The 24,280-nt window shown below is 71.2% G+C and carries 25 protein-coding genes and 1 pseudogene; 12 read left to right on the forward strand and 14 right to left on the reverse strand.

The features are described 5' to 3' along the window. Positions 1-34: 34 nt before the first annotated feature. The gene (locus tag Hbl1158_RS10575) at positions 35-958 is read right to left on the reverse strand and encodes an NAD-dependent epimerase/dehydratase family protein (RefSeq protein WP_234297217.1); all 924 of its coding nucleotides are present in this window, start codon (positions 956-958) and stop codon (positions 35-37) included. Positions 959-1,106: 148 nt separating this feature from the next. Here Hbl1158_RS10575 and Hbl1158_RS10580 point away from each other — a divergent pair, with 148 nt between their 5' ends. Then, positions 1,107-1,640 carry an HTH domain-containing protein gene (locus Hbl1158_RS10580; RefSeq protein WP_234297218.1) on the forward strand — a complete coding sequence of 178 codons (534 nt, stop codon included), beginning with the start codon at positions 1,107-1,109 and terminating at the stop codon, positions 1,638-1,640. A gap of 263 nt (positions 1,641-1,903) precedes the next feature. Here the strand turns inward: Hbl1158_RS10580 and Hbl1158_RS10585 are convergent, their stop codons facing one another. Together Hbl1158_RS10585 and Hbl1158_RS10590 are read right to left on the reverse strand one after the other, a co-directional pair. Then, complete coding sequence (locus Hbl1158_RS10585; RefSeq protein WP_234297219.1) at positions 1,904-3,154, reverse strand: FAD-dependent oxidoreductase; 1,251 nt, start codon at positions 3,152-3,154, stop codon at positions 1,904-1,906. Between the two features lie 52 nt (positions 3,155-3,206). Continuing rightward, positions 3,207-4,100: a nucleoside phosphorylase gene (locus Hbl1158_RS10590; RefSeq protein WP_234297220.1), complete on the reverse strand. Its 894-nt coding sequence runs from the start codon at positions 4,098-4,100 to the stop codon at positions 3,207-3,209. A gap of 84 nt (positions 4,101-4,184) precedes the next feature. Here Hbl1158_RS10590 and Hbl1158_RS10595 point away from each other — a divergent pair, with 84 nt between their 5' ends. Beyond that, positions 4,185-4,817, forward strand: coding sequence for a class I SAM-dependent methyltransferase (locus Hbl1158_RS10595; RefSeq protein WP_234297221.1), 633 nt, complete (start codon positions 4,185-4,187; stop codon positions 4,815-4,817). A gap of 79 nt (positions 4,818-4,896) precedes the next feature. Here Hbl1158_RS10595 and cdd read toward each other — a convergent pair whose 3' ends face one another. After that, a complete protein-coding gene (gene cdd, locus Hbl1158_RS10600) occupies positions 4,897-5,343 on the reverse strand; it encodes a cytidine deaminase (protein WP_343213614.1) in 447 nt (148 codons plus the stop codon). A gap of 177 nt (positions 5,344-5,520) precedes the next feature. Between cdd and Hbl1158_RS10605 the strand changes: the two genes are divergently transcribed. Then, positions 5,521-5,820: a hypothetical protein gene (locus tag Hbl1158_RS10605; RefSeq protein WP_234297223.1), complete on the forward strand. Its 300-nt coding sequence runs from the start codon at positions 5,521-5,523 to the stop codon at positions 5,818-5,820. A gap of 512 nt (positions 5,821-6,332) precedes the next feature. After that, entirely contained in the window at positions 6,333-6,593 is a 261-nt protein-coding gene (locus Hbl1158_RS10610; protein ID WP_234297224.1) for a hypothetical protein, read from the forward strand. A gap of 20 nt (positions 6,594-6,613) precedes the next feature. On the opposite strand, the gene Hbl1158_RS10615 is transcribed toward Hbl1158_RS10610, so the two are convergent. Further along, a complete protein-coding gene (locus Hbl1158_RS10615; protein WP_234297225.1) occupies positions 6,614-7,201 on the reverse strand; it encodes a GNAT family N-acetyltransferase in 588 nt (195 codons plus the stop codon). A 68-nt stretch (positions 7,202-7,269) separates the two neighbouring features. Then, positions 7,270-8,064, reverse strand: coding sequence for an SDR family oxidoreductase (locus Hbl1158_RS10620; RefSeq protein WP_234297226.1), 795 nt, complete (start codon positions 8,062-8,064; stop codon positions 7,270-7,272). A 156-nt stretch (positions 8,065-8,220) separates the two neighbouring features. On the opposite strand from Hbl1158_RS10620, the gene Hbl1158_RS10625 reads away from it, so the two are divergent. After that, the gene (locus Hbl1158_RS10625) at positions 8,221-10,242 is read left to right on the forward strand and encodes an AMP-binding protein (RefSeq protein WP_234297227.1); all 2,022 of its coding nucleotides are present in this window, start codon (positions 8,221-8,223) and stop codon (positions 10,240-10,242) included. Here the strand turns inward: Hbl1158_RS10625 and Hbl1158_RS10630 are convergent. Beyond that, a complete protein-coding gene (locus Hbl1158_RS10630; RefSeq protein WP_234297228.1) occupies positions 10,239-11,036 on the reverse strand; it encodes an AMP-binding protein in 798 nt (265 codons plus the stop codon). The genes Hbl1158_RS10625 and Hbl1158_RS10630 overlap by 4 nt on opposite strands. Before the next feature lie 73 nt (positions 11,037-11,109). On the opposite strand from Hbl1158_RS10630, the gene Hbl1158_RS10635 reads away from it, so the two are divergent. Next, positions 11,110-12,132 carry a hypothetical protein gene (locus Hbl1158_RS10635; RefSeq protein ID WP_234297229.1) on the forward strand — a complete coding sequence of 341 codons (1,023 nt, stop codon included), beginning with the start codon at positions 11,110-11,112 and terminating at the stop codon, positions 12,130-12,132. Positions 12,133-12,140: 8 nt separating this feature from the next. Here Hbl1158_RS10635 and purM read toward each other — a convergent pair whose 3' ends face one another. The 3 genes from purM to Hbl1158_RS10650 form a co-directional block, all read right to left on the reverse strand. Continuing rightward, positions 12,141-13,169, reverse strand: coding sequence for a phosphoribosylformylglycinamidine cyclo-ligase (purM, locus tag Hbl1158_RS10640; protein ID WP_234297230.1), 1,029 nt, complete (start codon positions 13,167-13,169; stop codon positions 12,141-12,143). Positions 13,170-13,467: 298 nt separating this feature from the next. Further along, positions 13,468-14,151, reverse strand: a complete 684-nt coding sequence (locus Hbl1158_RS10645; RefSeq protein WP_234297231.1) for a metalloprotease — start codon at positions 14,149-14,151, stop codon at positions 13,468-13,470. Continuing rightward, positions 14,148-15,983, reverse strand: coding sequence for a TraB/GumN family protein (locus Hbl1158_RS10650; RefSeq protein ID WP_234297232.1), 1,836 nt, complete (start codon positions 15,981-15,983; stop codon positions 14,148-14,150). The genes Hbl1158_RS10645 and Hbl1158_RS10650 overlap by 4 nt, the downstream gene beginning before the upstream one ends. A 159-nt stretch (positions 15,984-16,142) precedes the next feature. Here Hbl1158_RS10650 and Hbl1158_RS10655 point away from each other — a divergent pair, with 159 nt between their 5' ends. Beyond that, positions 16,143-16,685: a bifunctional nuclease family protein gene (locus Hbl1158_RS10655; protein WP_234297233.1), complete on the forward strand. Its 543-nt coding sequence runs from the start codon at positions 16,143-16,145 to the stop codon at positions 16,683-16,685. Here the strand turns inward: Hbl1158_RS10655 and Hbl1158_RS10660 are convergent. Beyond that, the gene (locus Hbl1158_RS10660; RefSeq protein WP_234297234.1) at positions 16,676-16,870 is read right to left on the reverse strand and encodes a hypothetical protein; all 195 of its coding nucleotides are present in this window, start codon (positions 16,868-16,870) and stop codon (positions 16,676-16,678) included. The genes Hbl1158_RS10655 and Hbl1158_RS10660 overlap by 10 nt on opposite strands. An 84-nt stretch (positions 16,871-16,954) precedes the next feature. On the opposite strand from Hbl1158_RS10660, the gene Hbl1158_RS10665 reads away from it, so the two are divergent. Then, on the forward strand, positions 16,955-17,437 hold the full coding sequence (locus Hbl1158_RS10665) for an acyl-CoA thioesterase (protein ID WP_234297235.1): 483 nt from the start codon (positions 16,955-16,957) through the stop codon (positions 17,435-17,437). 92 nt (positions 17,438-17,529) lie between these two features. Continuing rightward, positions 17,530-20,124: a methyl-accepting chemotaxis protein gene (locus Hbl1158_RS10670; protein ID WP_234297236.1), complete on the forward strand. Its 2,595-nt coding sequence runs from the start codon at positions 17,530-17,532 to the stop codon at positions 20,122-20,124. Between the two features lie 6 nt (positions 20,125-20,130). Here the strand turns inward: Hbl1158_RS10670 and Hbl1158_RS10675 are convergent, their stop codons facing one another. Further along, positions 20,131-21,249, reverse strand: coding sequence for a trypsin-like peptidase domain-containing protein (locus Hbl1158_RS10675; RefSeq protein ID WP_234297237.1), 1,119 nt, complete (start codon positions 21,247-21,249; stop codon positions 20,131-20,133). Positions 21,250-21,326: 77 nt separating this feature from the next. On the opposite strand from Hbl1158_RS10675, the gene Hbl1158_RS10680 reads away from it, so the two are divergent. Then, positions 21,327-21,779, forward strand: a complete 453-nt coding sequence (locus Hbl1158_RS10680; protein WP_234297238.1) for a hypothetical protein — start codon at positions 21,327-21,329, stop codon at positions 21,777-21,779. Positions 21,780-21,849: 70 nt separating this feature from the next. Continuing rightward, a complete protein-coding gene (locus Hbl1158_RS17170; RefSeq protein ID WP_255764068.1) occupies positions 21,850-21,984 on the forward strand; it encodes a hypothetical protein in 135 nt (44 codons plus the stop codon). 69 nt (positions 21,985-22,053) lie between these two features. Here the strand turns inward: Hbl1158_RS17170 and Hbl1158_RS10685 are convergent, their stop codons facing one another. Next, positions 22,054-22,287: a hypothetical protein gene (locus Hbl1158_RS10685; protein WP_234297239.1), complete on the reverse strand. Its 234-nt coding sequence runs from the start codon at positions 22,285-22,287 to the stop codon at positions 22,054-22,056. A 97-nt stretch (positions 22,288-22,384) separates the two neighbouring features. Continuing rightward, positions 22,385-22,816, reverse strand: a pseudogene (locus Hbl1158_RS10690) (DUF5796 family protein); the annotation flags it as partial. 114 nt (positions 22,817-22,930) lie between these two features. Between Hbl1158_RS10690 and Hbl1158_RS10695 the strand changes: the two are divergent. Continuing rightward, positions 22,931-24,280, forward strand: a complete 1,350-nt coding sequence (locus Hbl1158_RS10695) for a hypothetical protein (protein WP_234297240.1) — start codon at positions 22,931-22,933, stop codon at positions 24,278-24,280.

Genomic DNA, 24,280 nt, shown 5'->3' on the forward strand with positions numbered 1-24,280 from the left:
CCGGCGGGGAGGCGACGGTCGGTCACCGGGCCCGCTACTCCTCGAGGTACGGCGCGCAGACGCGCTCGACGCCCTCCTCGAAGTCGATCTCCGGCTCCCACCCGGTCGCCTCGCGGATCCGCGTGATGTCCGCGCAGGTGTCGTGGACGTAGTTCTCCAGCGGGATCGGCTCGTAGACGGGTTCGACGTCGGTGCCGAGCGCGTCGTTGATCAGCTCGATCGTCTCGTTGAACGAGTAGGGGTCGCCGGTACCGAGGTTGTACACGCCGGCCAGTTCGTGGTCGGCGATCGCCTCGAGTCCGCGGACGATGTCGTCGACGTGGGTGAAATCGCGCGTCTGGGAGCCGTCGCCCCACAGCACCGGCGACTCGCCGGTGGCGACGGCGTCGGCGAACTGCGAGACGGTGTTGGCGTACTCGCCCTTGTGCCCCTCGTTGCCGCCGTACCCCTGATACACCGAGAAGAAGCGCGCACCGGCACACGTCAGGTCGTCGTAGAAGTCGTTGTAGTACTCGGCGTAGCGCTCGCGTCCGAGCATCGAGGCGTCGTAGCCGGTCGACGCCTCCAGGTCCATGTCCTCGGGGCTCGGCTCCGTCCGACTGCCGTACGCCGAGGACGTCGACGCGTAGACGATCGTGTCACAGCCGTCGGCGCGGGCCTGTTCGACGACGTTGACGAACCCCTCGACGTTGACGCGAGCGCCCCGTCTGGGGTTCTCCTCGAGCATCTGTCGCGAGGACAGCGCCGCGAGGTGGAACACGCTGTCCACGTCCGTCGGAAGGTCGTCGTCGAGCACGTCGGCCTCGACGAACTCCACGTCGTCCGAGAGGTTCTCGTGAGTGCCGAGGAACTCGTTGTCGAGTGCGATCACGTCGTTGCCTGCGGCCGCGAGCGTGTTGGCGAGGTTCGAACCGATGAAGCCCGCACCGCCGGTAACGAGCACGCGCGAATCGTCCATACGCATTCTGGCCGGCGCGACCCCGAAAGCGGTGTCGGTCCTGCCGAGCGCACGGGCCGCGATCCCGGTCCACGGGGGCTATCGTCGCCATCCCCGTCACGTCCCCGGGTCCGTGGTTTTAAGCGGCGTCCCGGAAAATCATGAACGAATGTCGTCCATCGAGCTCACCGACAGCCAACGGAAGATCCTCAACGAACTGGTGAACCTCTACCGCGAGGAGGAAGACGCCGTCAAGGGGGAGACGATCGCCGACGCGGTCGGCCGCAACGCCGGCACGATCCGCAACCAGATGCAGAGCCTGAAGGCGTTGCAGTTGGTCGAGGGCGTACCCGGCCCCAAAGGCGGGTACAAGCCGACGGCCAACGCCTTCGAGGCGCTGGACCTCCAGAACCTCGACGAGCCGGCGTCGACGCCGCTGTTCCACGAGGGCGAGCGCCTCGAGAACGTCAACGTCCAGGAGATCAACCTCACCTCCGTCCACCACCCCGAACTGTGTCGCGCGGAGATCCACATCCAGGGGTCGGTTCGCGACTTCCACGAGGGCGACGCCGTCAGCGTCGGGCCGACGCCGCTGTCGAAGCTCGTCATCGACGGCGTCCTCGACGGGAAAGACGACACGGAATCGGTGTTGATCCTCAAGATCGAGTCGATGGAAGCGCCCTCGGAGCCGCCCGAGCACTAATCGCCCGAGACCGACCGCGCGGACGACTGCGACGGCACCGTCGGCGAGCGCGAGGGCGCGGCGGTTCTGCGAGCGTTCGCACCGACAGCAACGGCGTCAGTCGGCTCGGTCGCGGCGCTGGAGCGGTCGCGGCGCTTGGGCGGTCGCATCGCCGGCACGGTCGCGGCGCTGGGGCGGCGCATGGGTGACGGGGTGGGCCGCCGAAGCGCGTCGCTGGCACGAACTGTACGAGGAAACGGACGCTGCGTGCTATCGCGCCGTCGTCACATGTCGCCCCAGGCGTTGACCGCGCGCCCGAGGCTCGTCACGTCGGCGATCCAGCGGCTCGCGACGCCCTTCTTGAGCGCCTTTGCGGCGGGGCCGCCGAAGGTGTTGACCGGGATCTTGAACCCGGGGGCCTGCACGTCGTGGGCGACGACCTCCTCGCCGATGGAGATGAGCGTCCCCTTGTCCTCGTGCCGCCACGACTTCAGAGGCGCGCCGCGGACCGCGCGCGCGAGGTTCTCGCCAGCGACGTCGGCGGCCTGCCAGGCGGCCTGCGCGGTCGGCGGTGCGACCTCGTCGTCGTCCTGCTCGACGAGCGCGGTGTCGCCGATGGCGAACACGCCGTCGGCGCTCGTCTCGAAGGTGGACTCGGCGTACACCCGCCCCGAGCGGTCGTCGGCGTCGACGCCGAAGTCGTCGACCTCGTCGTGGCCGGTGATGCCGCCCGTCCACAGCAGCACGTCGTACTCCATCACGAGGTCGTCGGAGAAGTCGATGTCCTCGGGAGCGGGCGCGTCGCCCTCGCCGTCCTCGCCGTAGTACTCGGTTTCCGCGCCGCCGAGGTAGACGGCGTGCTCGTCGACCTTCGAGATGAACTCGCCGGTGGAGACGCCGATCTCCTTGCCGTCGAGGCGCTTGCGGATCGCGCCCTGCACCTCGGGATCGTTGTTCGGGAACACCGAGTCGAGGCCCTCGACGATCTCGACGTCGATGGGTGCCTTGTGGTCGTCGCGGAACTCGGCGATCTCGCCGGCCGACTGGATGCCCGACAGGCCCGCGCCGCCGACGATGACCTTCGCGGGGTCGGTCGTGGTCGCCTCCTCGCCGGCGGTCTTGACGGCCTGGTGGATCTCGCGGGCGTCGTCGAGGGTCTTCAGCGTCAGTGCGTGCTCGCGGAGGCCGTCGATGCCGAAGAAGGCCGTCGCCGAGCCGACCGCCAGCAGGAGGTAGTCGTAGTCGATCTCGTCGCCCGCGCGGGTGCGGACGACCCGCTCGTCGGCGTCGACCTCGGTGACGCGGCCGCGGACGAACTCGGTGTCGTCGGATTTGATCTCCTCGACGGGGATCGCGACCTTCGACTCCACCTCGGGCTTGCGGATGACGCGGTGGGCCTCGTGGAGGACGAGGTGGTAGTCGTGCTCCGACACCCACGTCAGCTCCGCCTCGTCCGGCTCGATGGCGTCCTCGAACGCCTTCACGGTCCCGGCACCGGCGTACCCGGCCCCGACGACGACGACCTGCGTACTCATGACGGCAGCTATCCAGCCGGAGGATAAAGGGGTGTTGAAACGACGCCCCGCCTCACTCCAGCGACAGGCCCGCGTGCCAGCGGTCGACGCCGGCCTCGCGCTTCACCTCGTCCATGCGCGCCAGCAACGCGGCCGCGAGGCTGGCGCACTCGGCCGCGCGCGACTCCCCTTCGGTCCGGAACTCGCCGGTGACGCGGTTGGCGTACACCGTACAGACCGCGCCGGCGCGCAGACCGTACACGTTCGCGATGGTGAGGATGGCCGCGGCCTCCATCTCGATGTTCTTCACGTTCGCCTCGCGAAGCTCGTCGACGAGGGTGTCGCTGCCGGCGGCCTCGAACCCCTTGAACCCGGGACGGCCCTGCCCGGCGTAGAAGGAGTCCGCGGACATCGTGATCCCGACGTGGTAGTCGTAGCCGAGGCGCTCGGCGGCGGCGACGAGCGCGGCGACGACCTCGTGGTCGGCGGCGGCGGGGTAGTCCTCGCGGACGTACTCGTCGCTGGTCCCCTCCTGTCGGACCGCGCCGGAGGTGATGACGAGGTCGCCGACCGCCATCTCCGGCTGGATCGCGCCGCAGGAGCCGACGCGGATGAAGGTGTCCGCGCCCACCCGCGCCAGTTCCTCGACCGCGATGGCCGCCGACGGCGACCCGATCCCCGTCGAGGTGACCGACAGCGGCTCGCCGTCGTACGTTCCGGTCGCCGTGCGGTACTCTCGGTGGAACGCCCGCTCCTCGTGGTCGTCCCACAGCGCCGTGATCTTGTCGACGCGCTCGGGGTTGCCGGGCAGGAGGACGGCGTCGGCCACGTCGTCGGGACCGACCTCGATGTGGTACTGGACCTCCTCGTTCGGGTTCTCGCTGTCGTCGTCGGGGCCGGGGTCGTCGCCGTGGGCGGGATCGTCACCGGAGGCGGGATCGTCACCGGAGGCGGGATCGTCGCTCATGCCCGCGACGTTCCGGAGGGCGGTATGTAGTTCGCTCGCTTTCGGCGGGGCGAGCGTTTAGTTGCGGGCCCGCGAAGCGCCGTCGTGTCCTCGCGCACCGACTCGGGACTCGACGTACACAACCCAGCGGCCGCCTACGGCTTCGACGCGAGCTATCGAGGGAGCCCGCCCAACTGGGACATCGGCCGCCCGCAACGCGCGTTCGTCCACCTCGCGGAGGCCGGCCGGATCGGGTCGCGGGTGATCGAGGTCGGGTGCGGCACGGGGGAACTGTCGCTGTTTCTGGCGCGTCGCGGACACGAGGTCCTCGGCGTCGACGTGGCCCCGAGCGCGATCGAGCGGGCCCGCGCCAAGGCCCGCTGGCGACGGATCCCCGCGCAGTTCCTGGCGTGGGACGCGCTCCGACTCGACGACCTGGGCGTCCGCGCGGACACCGTCGTCGACTCGGCGATGTTGCACTGTCTGGGGCCGGCCGAACGGGAGCGCGCGGTCGAGGCGATCCGGCGGACGCTGCGCCCGGGCGGGCGGTACTACCTGCTGTGTGACGCCCGCGCGGACGGCGCGGCGGCCACGTGGGCGTCGCTGTCGCGCGCGGAGATCCGAGAGCTGTTCGGCCCGGACGACGGGTGGTCGCTGTCGTTCGTGTTCGACACGGGGTTCGAGCGCCGCGGCTCGCGAAGCCCGGCGTTCCTCGTGGGCGCGCGTCGGCGCGAGTGAGTCGACGGACGACCGTCGCAGGCGGGGCGAGCGAGTCGGCGATCTCGCGGCCCCGGGCTTCCGGATTGAGGCCGAGAGCCTACCGCTGTCCCCGCTGCTCGGCGGCGTCGTTCAGCGTCTCGAGGCTGATCGTGTCCGGAAGCAGTTCCCCGAGCGTGTACTCGGTGACCTCGTCCCCCTCGTCACAGACCACGGGGAGGTCGCCGTCGCAGAACTCTGCGAGGCTCTGGCGACACATCCCGCAGGGCGTGACGCCGTCGGCGGCCTCGGAGGCGACGGCGAGGCGGTCGAACTCGGTGTGGCCGTGCTTCACCGCCTCCGCGAGCGCGACTTCCTCGGCGTGCAGGGAGTTGGAGTAGTTGGCGTTCTCGATGTTACAGCCGACGAAGACGGTGCCGTCGGCGGCCCGGAGCGCCGCGCCCACGGGGTACTCGGAGTAGGGGACGTACGCGTCGGCGAACGCCTCCCGGGCGGCGGCGACGAGCGGATCGTCTGTCATACTGAACCGCTCCGCCTCCGCGGTGATAAACGTGGGCGACCCGGCGACGCGAAAGCGGCCGCCGGGCACGGAGCGGGCCTGGTCCGAAACCGCTCGGAGTCGTCCGTCACACGGAGTCGCCCGTCACACGGAGTCGCCCGTCGCTCGCCGCCATCCCGGACTGTTCCCGACAGCGCCTTGACGGTCGCGACCGAACCGGCTGTCGTGAGCGACGACGCAGCCGACGATCGGTCGGGGATGGAGGGCGAAGGTCCGGCGGTCGAGGTGTCGAGCCGGCCGTACCTGATCGGGACGGCGGCGGCGGTGACGGTGTTCGCGGCGGCGGCGGGGTACGTCGTCGCCGCCAACAACGCCGTGGGCGCGGTGACCGTCTTCGGGCTGGTGACCCTCCCCGGGTCGCCGGCGGCGATGGCGCTGTACGGCGCGGCGCTGGCGACGCTGGTGTTGGTGACGCTGTTCGGCCTCGTGAGCGTCGCCTCGCGGTACGACGACGCGGCCGCGTGAACGGACGGCTCCGTCGCGGTCCGCAGCCACGTACAGGATGAGCCCAGCAGATCGGTAGATACGGACAAAGCACTTGCCGGAGTGTCCCGAAGCGCGGACCTATGGAGCGGCGGCGAATTCGCACGGTCTTCCTGAATCGGGCCGTCCTCGCGGCGTTCCTGCTGATTCTTGTTTCGGGAGTCGTCTCTCCGTTACTCACGGGTGGTTCCGTACAGTTCGGCTGGTTGGCGACCCCCGTCTGGACTCTCGCGCTGGAATCGGGACGGATCTCGGGGTGTAGGACGCTGTCGTGTCTCCCGCTGGTCGCTGGTATATTCCTCGTCTATACGTACGTACTGTCCGTTCTCCTCGGTGCACTCTACCACGCGGCATCCGCCGCGGTTCGAGGAGCGAGAGCCGATTGATTCTCAGCAACGAACGAACGGATGTTCCAGCGGTACACCTGCCGAAGTAGTCGGTACGCCACGGAGCCGAGCGGGCCCCTTTTGTGACCGCGGCCCCGACTCGCCGCCATGGCGACGACCGCCGGCGAGGAGGCCGACCCGAGCGGAACGGAGCCCGATACCGACGCGAGCGGGGGCTCCGGACGGAGCCGGAAGTGGGCGGCCCTCGCCGTGCTTCCGTTCCTCGCGATCGGCGTCGGCAACGTCGTGTTGATCCTCCTACAGGGGCTCGAACCGCTGTGGGGGTTTCTGATCCTCCCGCCGATCCTGTTCTGCTCGGTGCTGGCGTACCTCGTCTTCTCGACGGACTTCCTCGAAGGTCGGACCTGAGGGGAGACCGGCCGGTCGGCTCAGCCTCCGGTGTCGTACTTGTAGGTCGCCTCGTCGGGGTCGATGCCGAAGTCCTCGGCCGTCTCCTCGGGGGTCGGTTCCGGATCCCCGCCCTCGGGGACGGCGTGTTTGAACCGCTCGCGAAGCCGCTCCGGCATCCCGAAGTCCTCGCGTCGGAGCCGCAGCGGCGTCGCCTCGCCGTCGGTGTCGTCGCGGACGGTCGCGAGGCGGTCGGCGAGCGCGTCGGGCACGGCCCCGTCGTCCAGCGCCTCGAACCCGAACTGCGCGAGGTACCTCGCCGTCGGCGTGAAGCAGTACACCTCGTCGAACCCCTCGTCGCCGGCGGTCTCGACCAGTCGCTCGATCACGTGCGCCCCGACGCCCTGCCCGCGCCACGTCTCCAGCACGCCGATCCCGGTCAGCTCGACGAACTCGCCGTCGTCCGTCTTGTGGACGCGGAGGCGACCGAACCCCGCGCGAGCGTCGGACCCCTCCTCGACGGCGATCACGTAGTCCCGGGACCGAAACGAGCGCTCGTCGAGCCCCATCTCCTCGATGTGGTCGAGCAGCCACGCCTCGTCGCGGTTCTTGGCGTCGCGGACGTACATACCGGGAACTACGCGGGGACGGGTGTTACCGTTTGTGGGGGAGTCCTCCAGGGGGTCGACGACGGGAGCTACCGGGCCGTCCACCCTCCGTCGACGGCCAGGCACGCGCCGGTCACGTAGCTCGCGGCGTCGCTCGCGAGGAACACGACCGGTCCCGCCACCTCCGCGGGGTCGGCGAAGCGGTCCAGGGGAGTGCGATCGCGGATCGACTCCTCCAGGCGGTCGTTCCCCTCGATGTCCGCGGTCAGATCAGTGAAGACGAACCCCGGCGCGACGGCGTTCACGCGCACGTCGGGTGCCCAGTCCAGCGCCATCGACCTCGTCACGCCGACGAGCCCGTGTTTGGAGGCGACGTACGGGTGTTGCCGAGGGAGGCCGACCAGCCCGCCGACCGAGGCGACGTTGATCAGACTTCCCCCGTCGCCCGCGCGCAGTCCCTCGGCGGCCGCGCGGGCGCACCTGAGCGCGCCGCGGAGGTTCACGTCGAGCAGGAACTCGGTGTCGTCCTCGGTCGTCGCCTCGGGCGGGCCGAGCGCGCCGTCGGGGTTGACGCCGGCGTTGTTGACGACCACGTCCGGGCCGCCGAGTTCGGCCTCGACCGACGCGAAGAGGTCCGTCACCGCGTCGGCGTCGGTCACGTCCGTCGGGCGCGCCAGCGACGCCGCACCGCGAGACTCGACGGCCGTGACGGCGTCCTCCACGTCCGTTGCGGTCCGACTCGTGGGCACCACGTCCGCGCCGGCGTTGGCCAGTCCGAGCGATGTCGCCAGTCCGATCCCGCGGGTGCCGCCGGTGACGACGGCGACGCGACCCGAGAGGTCGAAGGCGGTCGTGGGGTCGAACTCGGCGGGTGAATCGGTCATACGGAGTCGTCTCGTCGCCCCCACTTCGGTCTTGTCTCGATCGCCCGGGGTGCGTCGTCGGCCGGTTCCCGGACCGAGCGCATCGACCGCTCGGCGGAACGACCACGCCGCACCGTCGTATAAACATACTTGCGTTCCCCGCAAGAACGGCCGATCATGAGCGACGACCCGACCGCGACGGTCGACACCGACGCCGTGGTTCACGAGCCCGACGAGGCGTTCGCCGAAGCGACGAACGTCCGCGCGTTCATGCGCGAGCACGGCATCGACGACTACGAGTCGCTGATCGAGCGCACGACGACCGAACTCGAGGGGGAGCCCGACTCCGGCGTCGACTGGTTCTGGGACGAGATCGTCGACTATCTCGGGATCGACTTCTACGAGGCGTACGACGCCGTCCGCGACGACTCCGACGGTCCGCAGTTCACCGACTGGTACCCGGGCGGCGAGATCAACCTCGCACACAACGTCGTCGACCGCCACGCCGCGGGCGACGCCCGCGACGATGTGGCGTGCGTTTGGGAGGGCGAACCCGGTGACGTGCGCGAGGTGACGTTCGGCGACCTCCACGAGCAGAGCAACCGCGTCGCCAACTACCTCGAATCGCGGGGCGTCGAGACCGGCGACACCGTCGGTCTCTACATGGCGATGGTGCCGGAGGTGATGAGCATCCTCTACGGCTGTTTCAAGGTCGGCGCGATCGCCGTGCCGATCTTCTCGGGCTTCGGCGTGGAGGCGACCGCGACCCGGATCGAGGACAGCGAGTGTTCGGTGCTGTTCACCGGCGACGGCTTCTACCGCCGGGGCGACCCGGTCACGCTGAAGGGGACCGCCGACGAGGCGATCGAGGAGGTCGGCCACGTCGAGGACGTGGTCGTGTACGACCGGATCGGCGCGAGCGATCCGGCCGAGGACGTCGAGATCCCCTGGACCGACGGCCGCGACGAGTGGTGGAGCGAGTCCGTCGCGGAGGCCTCACCGGAGTACGAGACGAAGTCGCTGCCCGCCGATCAGGAGTCGATGCTGCTGTACTCCTCGGGGACGACGGGGACGCCGAAGGGGATCGTCCACACCCACGCCGGCGTGCAGGTGCAGTGCGCGAAGGAGATCCACTTTGGCTTCGATCAGAAGCCCGACGACGTCTTCTGGTGGGTCTCGGACATCGGCTGGATGATGGGACCGTGGACGCTCATCGGCAACCACACCTTCGGCGGGACCGTCCTCATGTACGAGGGCGCGCCGGACCACCCGGGGCCGGACCGCTTCTGGGAGACGATCGACCGCCACGACGTGACGCAGTTCGGAATCTCGCCGACGGCGATCCGCGCGCTGCGCAAGCACGGCGACGAGCACGTCGAGGGGCACGACCTCTCCAGCCTCCGGATCCTCGGGTCCACGGGCGAGCCCTGGGACCCCGAGTCCTGGCTGTGGTTCCACGAGCACGTCGGGAACGGCGAGATCCCGATCGTCAACATCTCCGGCGGCACCGAGATCTGCGGCTGTTTCCTCATGCCGATGCCGGATCAGCCCCTCAAGCCGTGTACCCTCGGTGGCCCCGGACTCGGGATGGACATCGACATCGTCGACGAGGACGGCGAGAGCATCGCCGACAGCCACGAGCGCGGCTACCTCGTCGCGCGCGACTCCTGCCCGAGCATGACCAAGAGCCTCTGGTCGGGCGACGAGCGCTACCTCGAGGAGTACTGGTCGAAGTACGCGGACCCGCCCATGTGGAACCACGGGGACTGGGCGCAGAAGGACGAGGACGGCTTCTGGTTCCTCCACGGCCGCGCCGACGACGCGCTCAACGTCGCCGGCCGGAAGGTCGGGCCCGCCGAGATCGAGGGCGTGCTCATCGACCACGACGCCGTGAACCAGGCCGCCGCGGTCGGCGTCGACGACGACACCACAGGCACGGCGGTCGTCGCGTACGTCGTCCTCGAACCGGGCGTCGACCCGTCGGACGGACTCCGGGATGAACTCCGCGCGCAGGTCGGCGAGGAGCACGGCAAGCCGTTCCGACCCCGCGAGATCCTGTTCGTCGAGGAGTTCCCCAAGACGCAGTCGGGGAAGATCATCCGTCGGGCCATCTCGGCGGTCCACCAGGGCGAGGACCCGGGCGACCTCTCGTCGATGGAGAACCCCGAGGCGCTGGAGGCGCTGCGGGGGGCGAGCTAGAGCGTCACGTCGACGACATCCAGCACCCCGTTCTCAGTTGCGGTTCCGTCGCCCGCGACGACCGCCGCCGTCGCGTCGATCGATACGTCACCGTCGGGCAGGGCGATCACCCCGCCCGCGGCCAGCGGCGCGAGGACGCCCGCTGCGACCGTCCGCGGGTCGGACAGCGGCGCGCGCACCCCGACCCGCGAATCCGCGTCGAGATCGAGCGCATCGACCGCGTCGCCGGCGGCCGCGAGCAGGTCGGCGTGCGAGTACGTCCGGCCGTCGTCGCCGGCGGCGTCTCCGGCAGCGTCGCCGACGCGACCGCGGAGGATCGGCTCCGAGGGGTCGTGAAACGTCGGCGGGAACGCGGGGTTCTCGCTCCACACCTCCTCCTCCCAGTGGGTGGTGGCCGGGCGCACGGGGTCGCCGCCGAAGGCGACGAGTTTCGACCCGCCGGGGAGGTCGAACTCGTCCTCGCGCTCGACGGGGACGACGACCGCGCGGGCGTCGCACTCGCGGCCCGGATCCGAGTCGAACTCGGTCACGGCTCCCAGCAGCGCGGCACCGAGGAAGGTGAACACCGCCTGCGGGTGGGGGTCGGCGTCGACGACGAGTCGGTCGCCCTCGCGGACGCCGACGTGGCTGAGGACGTTACCCGCCTTGCAGGCGGTGTTGCACAGATCGAAGTAGCTGTACGTCCGGTCGAGCGCCGCGGCGTGAAGCGCGGGGCGCTCGCTCCGGCGCTCGCGGGCGACGAGGTCGCCGACGAGCGACAGTTCGCCGAGCGCCGGACCCGTGTCGCTGGTCATACACGGCGTTGACCCCGCATCGCCAAGAGGACGACGGACGGATTTATTCCGACTCGGAAACAGCCTCGGATCGATGTCCGCCCTCCACCGGCTCCCCGAGTTCCTGCTCCCCGCGTCGCTGGCGGCGTTCGCCGCGGGCGCGGTCGCGCCGGCGACGGCGCTAGTTCCCGGCGTCCCCGCCGATCCGGCGCTCCTGCTCGGCGTCGGCGCGGGCGTGTTCTCCGTCGTCGTCGCCGGCGCGACGGCGGCGGACGACCTCGCGGGAACGATCGCGGCCGTCCCCGTTCCGCTCGCAGTAGGGGTCTCCGCCGCTCCATCGATCGCGTGGCTGGCAGTCGTGATCGCCGACCTCGCGCCGGGGCTTCCCGCATCTGTCGCCGCCGTCGGCGCGGCCTCGGGCGTCCCGGCGCTCGTCGCGCTCGGCGTCGCACACGCGGCAACCCACCGCGACCGCATCGACGACGCGACCGAACACGCCGCCTTCCGCGGCGAGAGTCGGAGCAAAGTACGGATAGCAGTCGCCGTCGCGCTCCTCGGCGTCGGCGCGGTCACGCTCGCGGGAGCGCTCGGCTACCTCGGCGACGACGGCTGGACCTCGGCGATGACCGGGATCGCGAGCCTCATCACGGCCGCGAGCGCGCTGGCGTCAGCCGGCGGAGACGACGATTCCGACGGAGACGACGAGGGCGACGGCGAGGGAGAAGCCGACGGCGGGATCGGCGGCGACGCCGACATCCGAGTCGCGGTGACGGACGCGGGGCTCCGCGTCGGCGGCCGGCTCCACGGCTGGGACGGGTTCGTCGGCTACCGACTCACGGGCGGGGAGCTCGAACTCCCGCGCGAGGCACGGTACCGCCGGTCCCTCTCGTTCGACCGCGAGAACGTCGAAAACGAGGCTGCCGTCGTCGACGCGCTCGGTCGGTACCTCCCCCGGGTCGACGACGACGGACGCGTCGAGATGGCGGCGACGCGGGGGCACGGCCGGAGCCTCCGCGGCGACGGGTCGAAAGAGCGCGATCGGGGGTGGACTCACGAGCTACGAGGGTATCGGGAGTCTGAGTCGGAGTCGGATCGAGAGCCGGAGCGGCCGGGGTGACGCCCGGACTACAGCTCCAGTCCGCGGATCGCGACGCCCTCACCCTCCCCAACCGTGCCGATCACTCTCCCATCGGTCTCGGCCGCCAGCGACTCGGCGTCCTCGGGTGCGAGCGCGGCGACGAAGCCGGTGCCCATGTTGAAGGTGCGGTGCATTTCCTCGTCGGCGACGTTGCCCTCGCGCTGTACGAACTCGAAGACGGGCTGGACCGGCCACGGGTCGGTCACCTCGTAGCGGTGGTCACCGAGGCGCTCCAGGTTGGTCCACCCGCCGCCGGTGAGGTGGGCCGCGCCGCGGACGCCGTGCTCGCGCATCGGGCCGAGCAGGTCCGCGTATATTCGGGTTGGCTCCAAGAGCGCCTCGCCGACAGTGTCGTAGCCGTCGAACGGACAGGGATCGGTGTACTCGTGGTCGCGGGTCGCCGCCTCGCGAGCGAGGGTGAGCCCGTTCGAGTGGATGCCCGAGGAGGCCCAGCCGACGAGCACGTCGCCCGGTTCGGCGCGGCCGTCGAAGACGGCGTCCTTGGCCGCGAGGCCGGCGCAGGTGCCCGCCAGGTCGAGCCCCTTGATCACCTCGGGCATCACGGCCGTCTCGCCGCCGACGAGTTCGACGCCGGCGCGCTCGGCTCCCTCGCGCAGGCCCGCGCCGACCTGCTCGGAGAACGTCTCGTCGGGCTCGTCGACCGCGAGGTAGTCGACGAACGCGACCGGGTCGACGCCGGCGGCGACGAGGTCGTTCGCGTTCATCGCGATGCAGTCGATGCCGACCGTCGAGTAGTCGCCGAGCGCCTCGGCGACGATGAGCTTCGTCCCGACGCCGTCGGTCGCCAGCGCGAGATAGCGGTCGCCGATGTCGAGCAGGCCGGCGTAGTCGCTCCCCCCGGCTCCGGCGTCGCCGACCGCGGACACGAGCGCCGCGGTCGCCGCCTCGCTGGCGTCGATGTCGACGCCGGCGTCGGCGTAGGTGAGTTCCGGTTCGCTGTCCTCCTCCCCGTCGGTCGCGTCCGCGCCGTCTCCGCGCGCGGCGTCGTCTGCCATGGTCGAGAGGGGTTCGGGCGGGAGCAAAAGCGCACCGACAGCGAGGCACGAACGGAGTGAGTGCCTCGGCGAACGGCGGCGAGCTCGTGTGCGAGCCGCCCGCAAAGACAGCGCGGCCGAGCGGAGCGAGGCCGCGGTCCGCGGCGGAGCGGTCCTGTGCCGCTCCGCCCACGAATCCAGCGAGGTGCGAGCGGAGCGAGGTCGACCGAAGGGAGACCTCGATGTGAACGGCGTGATCCGTGAGCGAGGCGAGCGCCTCTGTGCGAACGGGGCGCGTGAGACGGGCGAACCGACCGCCTCAGAACAGCACGAACAGCGCGAACCCGACGGCCAGCGCGGCGCTCGGGAGGAACGTCGCGAGCCACACCGGCGTCGACCACTCGCGCACGGTCGCGCCGTCGAGCGGGCCGAAGGGAACGAGGTTGAACGCCGCGAGCAGGAGGTTCACCGCGACGCCGTAGGTCCCGACGGTCAACAGGACCGACGAGAACCCCGCGAGTCCGACAAGCAGCAGCGGCGCGAACACGGCCGCGAGCACGAGGTTCACGAGCGGACCGGCCAGCGCGATGAGGCCGTTCTCGCGTTTCGTGATCCGGCCGACGTGGTGGACGGCCCCGGGCGCAGCGAAGAGGAAGCCCGCGGTCGCGGCGACGACCGCGAGGAACAGCATGCCGTAGTCCGCCCGAAACGCCGCGCGCTGGCCGAACCGGACCGCGACGACCTTGTGCGCGAGTTCGTGCAGCAGGAACGCGACGCCCGCGGTCAGTAGGCTCACGAGGAGCAGGCCGCCGACCGACCCGAGCGCGCCGGCGGTGAGCGACCGGATCACCGTCGTTCCGCCCCCGGCGAAGAAGACGGTGAACGCGACCGACAGCGCGACCCACGCGAGCAGGAAGTCGCGAAGCTCGCGCCCCGAGAAGGCGAGGCCGGCGACCGCGAGGGCGGACCCGCGGGAAGCGTCGCCGCCGGATCGGCGGCTCACGCGACGGCCCCCCAGACGATCCGGGCGGACTCGCGAGCGCCCTGGATCATCAGGTCGGTGATGCTGGCGTCCAGCGAGCCCGCGAACGCCGGGACGACGTAGGCGGCGAACAGCAGGGAAGCGATGACGCTCCCGATGTTCGTCGCCGCGACGACGACGATCAGCCGGAACAGCGGCACGTCGAGCATGTCCGAGACGATCGCGCGGATCGGTCGCGACTCGTCCGACAGCAGTTCGTTCAGCGTCCCGATGTCGGCGACGTTCACCGTCAGGTGGCGAAGCTCCATGTACCCGGTGAACCACCCCGGCGCGAGCAGGGGGTTGATCGAGGTCATCCACGCGACCGCGCCGCCGACGCCGGCCGAGCGCCAGCGCGCCCCCGCCAGCTTCGCCAGCCCGGCCGCGAACGCCCCGTTGATGAGGAACCACGCGGCGAACAGCGCGAGCAACTGCTCGTTCCTGACCCCGGCCATCGCCAGCAACACGAAGAAGGCGATGAACGCCGCGGAGATCGCGAACGCGGCGATCTTCCCCCACGGGATCCTCCCGGAGTCCGCCGTCCCGACGAGCGTGTCCATCGGCGGCAACGTCTCCGGCGACTGCAGGTACGACTCGATGCCCTCACGGTGGCCCGCGCCGACGACCGCGACCACGTCGTAGCCCGACTCGCGGAGGCCGACGAGCTGGTGGGCGATGTAGGCGTCGCGCTCGTCGATGAGCGCCTCCGCGCCCCCCGGCGAGAACTGGCGGAACTCCTCCATCATCGCCGTCACCACGTCGGCGTCGGTCAGCTCGTGGGGGTCGAACCCCTCGAACTCGTCGGCGTCGCCCGCGGCCATCCCGAGCCCGAGCGCGTCGATCGCGAGGGCGGCCAGCGCCCCGACGGTCAGTCCCGCGAGCAGGCCAAGCGCGAGGCCGCCGACCGCACGGACGATCGTGGCCGAGAGCGCCCCCGCCACGGGCGCGACACCGATCCCGGTGACGGCGACGGTCGCGCCGACCGCGACGGCGACGGCCGCACCGATTCCCAGTCCCGCGAGCCCGGTCGCGCCGTCCGCGTCGCCGTCGGCCGTTTCCCCACCGGCGGCTCCCCCTCCGCCGGCTCCCAGCGTCGCGTCGGCGACGCGGACCGCGAGGTAGCCGGCGACCAGTCCGGCGAGCCCGCCGACGGCGACGCGCTCGAGGACGGCCGCGGTGATCCCGACCGCCCCGCCGAACAGACCGATCGCGGGGCCGAGCAACAGTCCGACGACGAGCCCGAAGGTGACGCCCGCGACGCGGGGGTCGGTGACGCCGAACGCGAGCGCGCCGACCATCCGGAGCTTCTCCAGCAGGGAGAGCCTGGCCCAGAACCGCTGGATCGTCGTCTGGATGTCGCGGTCGACGAGCGCGACCGAGATGCCGAGGTCTTCGGCGGTCTCGACGGCCGCCAGCAGCTCCGCGCCGGGCTCGATGTCGAAGCGGTCGCCCATCCGCGTCTGGACGTACGAGAGCATCCAGTACGCGAGGAACTGAAAGACGGTGTTGCCCCGGAGCAGGTCGCCGGCGTCGAGGTCGTCCGGCGTCTCCCCCTTCATCTGCCGGTAGCGTCCCTCGTCGAGTTCGACGGCGACGACATCGGGGCGCTCCTCGTCGACCGTCGCTTCGACCTCGCGGACCGAGGCCTCCGAGACGTGGGCCGTGCCGACGACGCGGACGCTCCCCTCGCCGTCGGGGTTGGAGGGCCGCGGCGTCCCGCCGGGGGCGGAGCCGCCGGCCGAGTCGCCGAGGGAGGAGTCGCCGGGGGAGGGGTCGACGGCGTCGTCGCGAGGCGCGTCGGCGTCGCGGCTCACGCCCGCCACCCCGGCCGCGATCCGGTTCCGATGGTCATCGGCCGCGTGTTCCCGTCGGCCCGGTATACGCCTGTCGGAGTCCCACGTCGGCGACCCGCCGGGCGCGTCCGTCGGGGGCCGCACGGTAGGTATTCATGTCCGGGCCACGTGTCGTGAGACATGGATCACGAGGCCGAGGTCGCCGGCATCGGCGTGGGGGTCGGCCCGGACGGCGAGGAAGTCCCCGCGGTCGTCCTCCGCGTGCGCGGCGAGTACCTCCCGATATTCGTCACGCCCGACCAGGCGCGGTCGATCCGCGGGGCGCTCGCGGGCGAACCGTTCGACCGACCGCTGACGCACGACCTGCTCGTCGATATGGTAACGGAGTTCGGAGGGGCGATCGACTCCGTCCGGATCGACGACCTCGCCGACGGCACCTTCTACGGGAAGGTCGACGCCGAGCGTTACGAGGACGGCGAGCCCGAGCGGTTCGTCTTCGACGCCCGGCCGAGCGACGCCGTCGGGCTGGCGGCCCGCGTGGAATGTCCGATCCTCGTCGACGACGCGATCGTCGACGAGGCCGGCCAACCCCCCGAGGCGATGGACCTCGGCGACGACCCCGGGCCGCCGGACGTGGACGACCGGGATCTCGAGCCCGACGACCGCGGTCCGGACACCGGACCGGGGTCGTCGGACCCGGACGACGAGTACCGCTACCGCTGAGTGGCGTCGCCGTCGCCGATGTCTCCTCGAGCCGCGTCGACCGTCGACTCCACCTCGTCGGCCCGCTCGCGGAGGGCGGTCGCGATGTCGTCCGCCGGGAGCCCGTTCTCGCTGGCGGACTCGACCACCTCCTCGAGCGCCTCGTCCAGCAGCCGGTGGGAGGATATCTCGCGGTTCGTTATCACGTCTCTCGATCCGGACGGCTGCGAAATAATCCTTCGGCCGGGTCACCGCCGGGGTTGATACCGGCGGACCGGATACGGGGAGGCATGGCCGACGACGAGGGAACGCTCGCGGGATCGTACACCGAGATGACCGAACTCCTCCTCCCGAACGACACGAACAACCTCGGCCGGGCGCTCGGGGGCGCGGTCCTCCATTGGATGGACATCTGCGGGGCGATCGCGGCGATGCGGTTCTCGCGCCGCCAGTGCGTCACGGCGTCGATGGATCACGTCGACTTCATCGCGCCGATCGACCTGGGCGAGGTGGCGGTGCTGGAGGCGTACGTGTTCAACACCGGGCGCACGAGCGTCGACGTGAAAGTGGACGTGCGCGCGGAGAACCCCAAGACCGGCGAGGAGCACAGGACCACGACCTCGTTTCTGACGTTCGTCGCGCTCGACGACTCGGGGTCGCCGACGCCGGTTCCGGAGCTGTCGTGTCCGACCGCCGAGGAGGAGGCGCTCCGGGCCGAGGCGACCGAGGCGCGCCGCGAGCAACTGTCGGACGTGTCCGACCGGCTGGAGTGAGTCGATCCGCGGGCGACCGGTCGACCGTCCGCGGTTTTCAACGCTGATTCTTACGGGAGACGTAGTAAATACACCCCCGAAAAACGGGGTGTATGAGCAGGATCCCGGACGTGATACGCGCGACGTATCTCCGGAAGTTCACGGCGCTGACGCTCGCGACGCTCGTCGTCGTCGCGGGCGCTGGCGTGCTCCTCCAGGGGCAAGTCGCAGCACAGCTTACCGACCGAACACACGACGACCTCACGGCGAGCGCGGAGACGAGCGCCAGCGAGGTGTCGATCTGGGTCGAGAACAACCGTCGGACCGCGAGGCTGATCTCACAGCAGGCGAAAGGTCAGGAGGGCGACGACGTGCGGACGACGATCGAACTCGAACACCGGAAGCTCCCGGAGTCGGTGACGGCGATCCACGTCGTCGACACCGAGTCGATGGTCGTCGAACAGAGCACGGACGACGTGCGGATCGACTCCTCGCTCAACTTCATCGACTGGGAGACCGACGGCGACGACCTGTCGACGATATCGCCGACGGGGGCGGTCGTCTCGAAGACGTACCGGCGGGCGGGCTCACACCTGATGGCGTTCGCCAGTTGGATCCCGGGTACAGAGACAGCGATCGTGATGACCGTCGACGTGTCGTCGGTCGCCGGGGCCGCCGGCGATCAGGGCTCGGGGTCGCTCAGCGTCGTCGACGGCGAGGACGCCACCGTTCACATCGCCTCCGACGAGGCGGCCGTCGGCGAGACGTTCGCCGGAGGCGTCGACTCCCACGCGCTCGCGAACGGTCGCGAGCACTCGGGCGCACACGACATGGAAGCGGCCGGCACGGTGATGGCGTACGCGCCGGTGGAGGGCACCGACTGGGTCGTCGTGCGCGAGGTTCCGACGGCGACCGCCTACGGGATCGTGACCGAGGTGCAGACGGCGCTGGGCGCTGTGATCGCGTTGGCCGCGCTCGGGTTCGTCGTCATCGGCGCGACCATGGGTCGGTCCACCTCCCGGAGCCTGCGGGACCTCGCGCGCCGCGCCGAGGCGCTCGCCGCCGGCGACGCGACCGCGGCCGCGACGGACGGCGGCACCCGGGTCGCGAGCGAGACGACCGGCGACGAAACCGGCGACGGGTCGGTCGGAGCCGACGGCGTCGCCGCCGGCAACCGGATCGACGAGGTGGGCGAGGTCCGGACGGCCTTCGAGGAGGTGCGTGACTACCTCGCGACCGCCTCCCGACAGGCGACGGCCGTCGCCGACGGCGAGTTCGACGCGCCCGTGCTCGAGGAGGACGTCCCCGGCGAACTGGGGGCGTCGCTGTCGGCGATGCGGGCGGACCTCGAGTCGCTGATCGAGGAGATGGAGGAGACGAACGAGACGCTGGCGGCCGCAGCCGAGTCGTACGGCGAGACGATGGAGCGAGCGGCCGAGGGCGACCTCACCGCGCGGATGGACGCCGACGTGGACGACGAGTCGATGGCGCGCATCGCCGCGGAGTTCAACGACATGATGGCCCAACTGGAGGCGACGATCGGCCGGGTCGACCGCGCGGCCGCGGAGGTGGCCGCCGCCAGCGACGAGGCCGACAGCGGGGTCGCCGAGACGCGTCGCGCCGCCGGCGAGGTCGCGAGCGCGACCGACGGGATCGCCGCCGGGGCCGACGAGCAGGTCGACCACCTCCGGGAGGTGACAGACGAGATGTCCGACCTCTCGGCGGCCGTCGAGGAGGTCGCCGCCACCGCCGACGAGGTGGCCGAGCGATCGGAGGCGGCCGCCGAGCGCGGCGCGGAGGGGAGCCGACTCGCGGACGCCGCCATCGACGAGATGGCCGCCATCGAAGCGCACACGGAGTCGACCGCCGAGGCGGTTCGCGGGCTGGAGTCCGAGGTCACCGAGATCGGCGAGATCGTCGACCTGATCGACGACATCGCCGAGCAGACGAACACCCTCGCGCTCAACGCCTCGATCGAGGCCGCCCGCGCCGGCTCCGAGGGCGACGGCTTCGCGGTCGTCGCCGAGGAGGTGAAACAGCTCGCGACCGAGACGCGGGAGGCGACCGGTCGGATCGCCGACCGCATCGACGCGGTCCAGTCGTCGACGGCGACGGCCGTCGACGACATCGAGGAGACGGCCGCGCGCGTCGAGGAGGGGGCCGACACGATCGAGACCGGGCTGGGCGCGCTCGGCGACGTGGTCGAGGCCGTCGAGGACGCCAACGACGGCGTGCAGTCCATCTCGACGGCCGCGGGCGACCAGGCCGCCAGCGCCGAGGAGGTCGTCGCGATGGCCGACGAGGTCGCCGAGGTGAGCGAGGAGACCGCCGAGGAGGCCGAGCGCGTCTCCGCGGCCGCGACCGAACAGTCCGCGTCGCTGACGCAGGTGAGCGAGGAGGTCGAGCGGCTCGCCGAGCGCGCCGAGGAACTCCGCGACCTCGCCGGCGGCTTCGAGACGGACGCGGGCGACGATGCGACTGCTGGCGACAACGAGGTCGCTGGCGACGAGGAGATCGCGGGCGATGCCGGGGTCGCCGCCGACGGCTTCGAGTTCGGCGGCGGCGAAGCCGACCGCTCCGACACCGGGGCGGCCGCGACCGACGGCGGTCACGAGGGCGGGAGAAGCAACGACAGGGCGAGCGGCGACGCGGGGAGCGACGGCGGCCGGGACGACGGCACGAGCGACCGCGCCGGCGACTCCCGATAGCCCGCCTCAGAGGCCGGGATCGGGCCGTTCGCCGAGTTCGAAGGACACGGTCGACTCGCGGCCGTCGCGGACGACCGTGAACTCGACCTCGTCGCCGGGCGACGTCTCCAGCGCGAGGTAGTTGGACAGGTCCGCCTGTACCGCCACGTCCGTCCCGCCGATGCCGACGATCACGTCGCCGCCGGTGGGAACCTGAACGCCGTCGACGACCGTCTCGTCGTCGGATCCCTCGAGGGTGCCGGCGGCGGGGCCGTCTTCGCGCACCTCGACGATGAGCACCCCGCCCACGTCGTCGAGGTCGTACGCCTCCGCGATGACGGGCGACACTTCGAGGAGGCGAACGCCCATGAACGGGTGGGCGTAGTCGCCGGTCTCGGCGAGTTCGGGCACGACCCGCTTCGACAGTTCCGCGGAGACGCCGAAGCCGATGTTGTCCCCCCCGCCGCGGGCGGCGACGGCGGCGACCTCGCCCTCGAAGGTGACGAGGGGGCCGCCGGAGTTTCCGGGGTTGAGCGCGGCGTCCGTCTGCACCGAGTCGGCGACGGTGAAGTTGTTCGGCGCGGACAGCACCCGATCGACACCGGAGATGATGCCGGTCGAGGCGGAGCCGCTGAAGCCGTACGGCGAGCCGATCGCCATGACCGACGTGCCGACCGGCGGCTCGGGATCGGTGTCGACCCAGGACAGCGGCGTCGCAGAGTCGGGGCGCTCGTCGGCCCGCAGCACCGCGAGGTCGGAGTAGGCGTCGGTGCCGACTATCTCGGCGTCGTGCCACTCGTTGCCCTGGAACCGGAGCTTCACCTCCGTCGCACCGGCGACGACGTGCTGGTTCGTGACGACGTATCCGTCGCCGGCGACGAACCCGGAGCCGCTTCCCTGCGGGCCGTTTCGACCGTAGTTGAGCACGCCGACGACCGACTGGATCGTCGACTCGTACACCGCCGTCGAGGTGGCGTCGGCCGGCTGGTCGGCCGCGGCGGCTTCCGACTCGGTTCCGACGGCCGTCGCGGTGTCGGCGTCGCCCGCTGCGGGAGCCGACCCGCTGGAGCCGATCTGGACGCATCCCGCGACGCCGGCAGCGGCGGTCGCCCCCAGCCCCGCGAGCAGATCGCGTCGTGTTGGCATGGAACAGTATATGGGCGTGATCCGAATAACTCCGGCGCTCCGGCAGGCCTTTGCGTGTTCGCGGGCAACCGCGAGACATGAGCCTCGACGCCGACGTGCCGCCGCCGCCGACGCTGTCGACGGTCGACCCCAGCGAGTACGACGACACCGATGTCGCCGGCGACGAGTATCACCGCGAGGAACTGGAGGCGTTCCTCCGGGAGGGGGCGTGGGCGACGGCGTTCGACCGGTGGGCCGCCGACGCCGACATCGACGCCGAGACGTGGGCGATCGCGGGCGAGCTCGACCTCTTCGCCGGCTTCGACTTCTTCTGGGACGACTTCGCCGACCGCGTCGGCTACCACGCCCCCGGGATCCCCGAGGACTGGAAGGAGCGCGATCTCCATCCGGAACTGGAGAGCTGGGCGCAGGTGTCGGCGATCAACGCCGCGCTCACGGAGTTCGGGCAGGTGGTCTGCGAGGTACTGAAAGCGGAGTACGTCGACTGGGAGAGCGAGTTCGAGGCCCCCGACGACCTCCCCGACTTCTGAGCGATCGGGCCGCTCGAGCGAGAGACCGACCGCCGGTACCGATTTACCCGCGGGCCGTGACGTGGTAGCCATGGTCACGGAGACGGAGCGTGACGACATGACGTGGTACCAGTGTGACGCGTGCGGGCTGTTACTGGACGACCGCGAGGACGCCGAACAGCACGAGGAGAACTGCGACGCCGAGGAACCGTCGTACCTCCAGTAGCGCGCGACGGTCGACGGGAGGCTGCGGGCCGATCGGTCGCCGCCCTGCTGCTCGGATCCGCCCGACGACTCAGAGTCGCTCGTCGGCGAGACGTTCCGCGTGGTCCCGCGACTCGGCGACCACCCACCGGACCGCCTCGGCGTCGCCGTACGCAAGCGCCTCCTTCAGTTCGTCGCGGAGGACGCCCACACCGTGCCCGACCGCGTCGCCGTCGGCGTCGCCCAGTTCGTAGACGCCGTAGCGGTCCGGCGCGGCGGCGACCGTCGAGCGGTCGAGATCCCGCCACGGCTTGCGGAGGCTCATCTCACTCCGCCTCGTCGCCGGCGCGGTCCGTGTCGGCGGTATCGGCGGTATCGGTGGCGTCGGCGGTGCCGGTGGCGTCGGCAGCGTCCGCGTCCGCGTCGGCGACGAACTCGTAGCTGTCCTCGCCCCAGTCGTCCTCGACGAACGCGAACACGCGGCCGCCGGCGACCTCGGGATCGGCCTCGATCTCCGTGCGCTGGCCGCCCGGCCTGCGGGCGGTGACGCCGGGGAACAGCTCCTCCGTTTCGCCCTCGTCGAGGATGACGCGACCGACGCCGGTGTCCTCGAGAATCTCGTCGTGCGTCTTCAGGTCGTTCACGTACAGCAGCACGCCCTCGGTCTCCGTGGGGTCGGTGACGAGCACGTGCGTCTCCTTGCCCGGCGGGGTGGTGAGGGTGTCCTCGACCGCCCGGGGGACGCCGTGGTAGAACGTGACCCGGCCGTCGAGGTACTCCACCTCGACCCCCTCCTCCCGGAGGGCGACCGAGACGCTCGCGGGGGCGACATCGCTGCGGTTCGGCGCGCTCATGCCTCGAGATGGAGGCCCGACGCCGATAAGCGCGGCGAGGCGCGATCGTTCCCGACCGCGACCGACGGTCGAGTTACCCCGAGCTTTATCTCTCGGCGACCCGGACGACGCTCCATGCATAGCAGGCGAGGGGTGTTGGCGGGCGCGACCGCCGCCCTCGCGTCGCTCGCCGGCGGGTGTCTCGCCTCGGGATCGAACGTCTCGTATCCCTCCGAGACCGGGACGGCGGCCGATGGCGAGACCGCCGGAACCGCTGCACGGGCGGTCGACGACCCCGACGGTGAGACGGACGGGCGAGAGTCCGCCCGCGTCGACGAGTCGAACCCGGCGCTGGCCGACAGGACGCGGCGTGTCGCCGACGAGGTACGGTGGTTCGCCGAGACGTACCCCGACGCGATCGAGACCTACCGGCGTGCGCTCGGGCGGGCGACGACGGCGACCCGCGATCTGGCCGAACGCGACGCCGTCACGCCCGCCGACGCGGCAGCTCTGGAGACTGTGTTCGAGGAGGTCGTCGCGACCGCGGAGTCGGCCGTCGGTGGACACTTCACCGTCCACAACCGCCTGGATCGCCGGTCGAAGTACCACCTCGGCGTGATCGAGAAGTTCGCGAGACGCGGCGACCACGACCGAACCGTCGAGGAACTGGAGCGACTTGGCGCGTTCACGGCCGGGATGGCCGCCGAGCCGTACGTCAGAAGCCGACTGTCGCGATCGCCGATCCGGAACCGACTGGTCGGTCACCTGCGTCGCGGCGACCGCGACCCGCGGTACCCCATGCTGTTTCAGGTGGCACGTGTTCCGGACCCGACGGACGACGGGGACGCCGGCGGCGACAGCGAGGGGGACGCGAACGGCGGGGACGACGGCCCGACCGGCGGCGGGGGGCCGAGCACGCGCGAGACCGCGGACCCGCGACCCTTCGACCGCGGCGAGCAGTTCGCGTCGTACGTCTACGGCTGGGAGCGCGAGGACCCGGGCGACTACCCCGCGATCGTCGAGGGGCCGATCGCGGACCGCCGACTCCTTCGTCCGCCGATGACCGACCGCAACCAGCGGGACGTGAGCGTCGCCTACCCGCCGCTGTTCGTCGACCGCGGCCGCGAGTCGACGCTGCTGGTCGGCGCACACGGCGTCGACAGGACCGACCGCGTGGCGGACTTCCCGGACGGCAGGCCACGCACGACGACCGCGAACGCGACGCTGATCCAGCGCTATCGCGACGCCGCCGCCGCCGAGTCCGCGCGCGCTACCCTGTTGACCCGGGCGACGCGCGAGGGGACCTACCCCCTCGGCGACGCGACCTGGGAGCGGGTCTACTACGACCGCGACGGCGACGTGACGTACGCGCTGGTGTGTCGCGCCGGCGAGTTCCTGCTGGCGACGGGCGCGAACCGGACGGCCTGGGAGGAGCGCGTCGACTGGGGGACGCTCCACGAGCGAACGTGGCTCGGGGGTGCCTGA

The sequence above is a fragment of the Halobaculum sp. CBA1158 genome (assembly GCF_021431925.1).
GTDB lineage: Archaea > Halobacteriota > Halobacteria > Halobacteriales > Haloferacaceae > Halobaculum.

Bases quoted from the DNA above. Each gene is read 5' to 3' on its own strand.
- Hbl1158_RS10575 (WP_234297217.1), bottom strand. From the start codon at position 958: ATGGACGATTCGCGCGTGCTCGTTACCGGCGGTGCGGGCTTCATCGGT.
- Hbl1158_RS10580 (WP_234297218.1), top strand. From the start codon at position 1,107: ATGTCGTCCATCGAGCTCACCGACAGCCAACGGAAGATCCTCAACGAA.
- Hbl1158_RS10585 (WP_234297219.1), bottom strand. From the start codon at position 3,154: ATGAGTACGCAGGTCGTCGTCGTCGGGGCCGGGTACGCCGGTGCCGGG.
- Hbl1158_RS10590 (WP_234297220.1), bottom strand. From the start codon at position 4,100: ATGAGCGACGATCCCGCCTCCGGTGACGATCCCGCCTCCGGTGACGAT.
- Hbl1158_RS10610 (WP_234297224.1), top strand. From the start codon at position 6,333: ATGGCGACGACCGCCGGCGAGGAGGCCGACCCGAGCGGAACGGAGCCC.
- Hbl1158_RS10615 (WP_234297225.1), bottom strand. From the start codon at position 7,201: ATGTACGTCCGCGACGCCAAGAACCGCGACGAGGCGTGGCTGCTCGAC.
- Hbl1158_RS10620 (WP_234297226.1), bottom strand. From the start codon at position 8,064: ATGACCGATTCACCCGCCGAGTTCGACCCCACGACCGCCTTCGACCTC.
- Hbl1158_RS10625 (WP_234297227.1), top strand. From the start codon at position 8,221: ATGAGCGACGACCCGACCGCGACGGTCGACACCGACGCCGTGGTTCAC.
- Hbl1158_RS10630 (WP_234297228.1), bottom strand. From the start codon at position 11,036: ATGACCAGCGACACGGGTCCGGCGCTCGGCGAACTGTCGCTCGTCGGC.
- Hbl1158_RS10635 (WP_234297229.1), top strand. From the start codon at position 11,110: ATGTCCGCCCTCCACCGGCTCCCCGAGTTCCTGCTCCCCGCGTCGCTG.
- purM (WP_234297230.1), bottom strand. From the start codon at position 13,169: ATGGCAGACGACGCCGCGCGCGGAGACGGCGCGGACGCGACCGACGGG.
- Hbl1158_RS10655 (WP_234297233.1), top strand. From the start codon at position 16,143: ATGGATCACGAGGCCGAGGTCGCCGGCATCGGCGTGGGGGTCGGCCCG.
- Hbl1158_RS10665 (WP_234297235.1), top strand. From the start codon at position 16,955: ATGGCCGACGACGAGGGAACGCTCGCGGGATCGTACACCGAGATGACC.
- Hbl1158_RS10670 (WP_234297236.1), top strand. From the start codon at position 17,530: ATGAGCAGGATCCCGGACGTGATACGCGCGACGTATCTCCGGAAGTTC.
- Hbl1158_RS10675 (WP_234297237.1), bottom strand. From the start codon at position 21,249: ATGCCAACACGACGCGATCTGCTCGCGGGGCTGGGGGCGACCGCCGCT.
- Hbl1158_RS10680 (WP_234297238.1), top strand. From the start codon at position 21,327: ATGAGCCTCGACGCCGACGTGCCGCCGCCGCCGACGCTGTCGACGGTC.
- Hbl1158_RS17170 (WP_255764068.1), top strand. From the start codon at position 21,850: ATGGTCACGGAGACGGAGCGTGACGACATGACGTGGTACCAGTGTGAC.
- Hbl1158_RS10685 (WP_234297239.1), bottom strand. From the start codon at position 22,287: ATGAGCCTCCGCAAGCCGTGGCGGGATCTCGACCGCTCGACGGTCGCC.
- Hbl1158_RS10695 (WP_234297240.1), top strand. From the start codon at position 22,931: ATGCATAGCAGGCGAGGGGTGTTGGCGGGCGCGACCGCCGCCCTCGCG.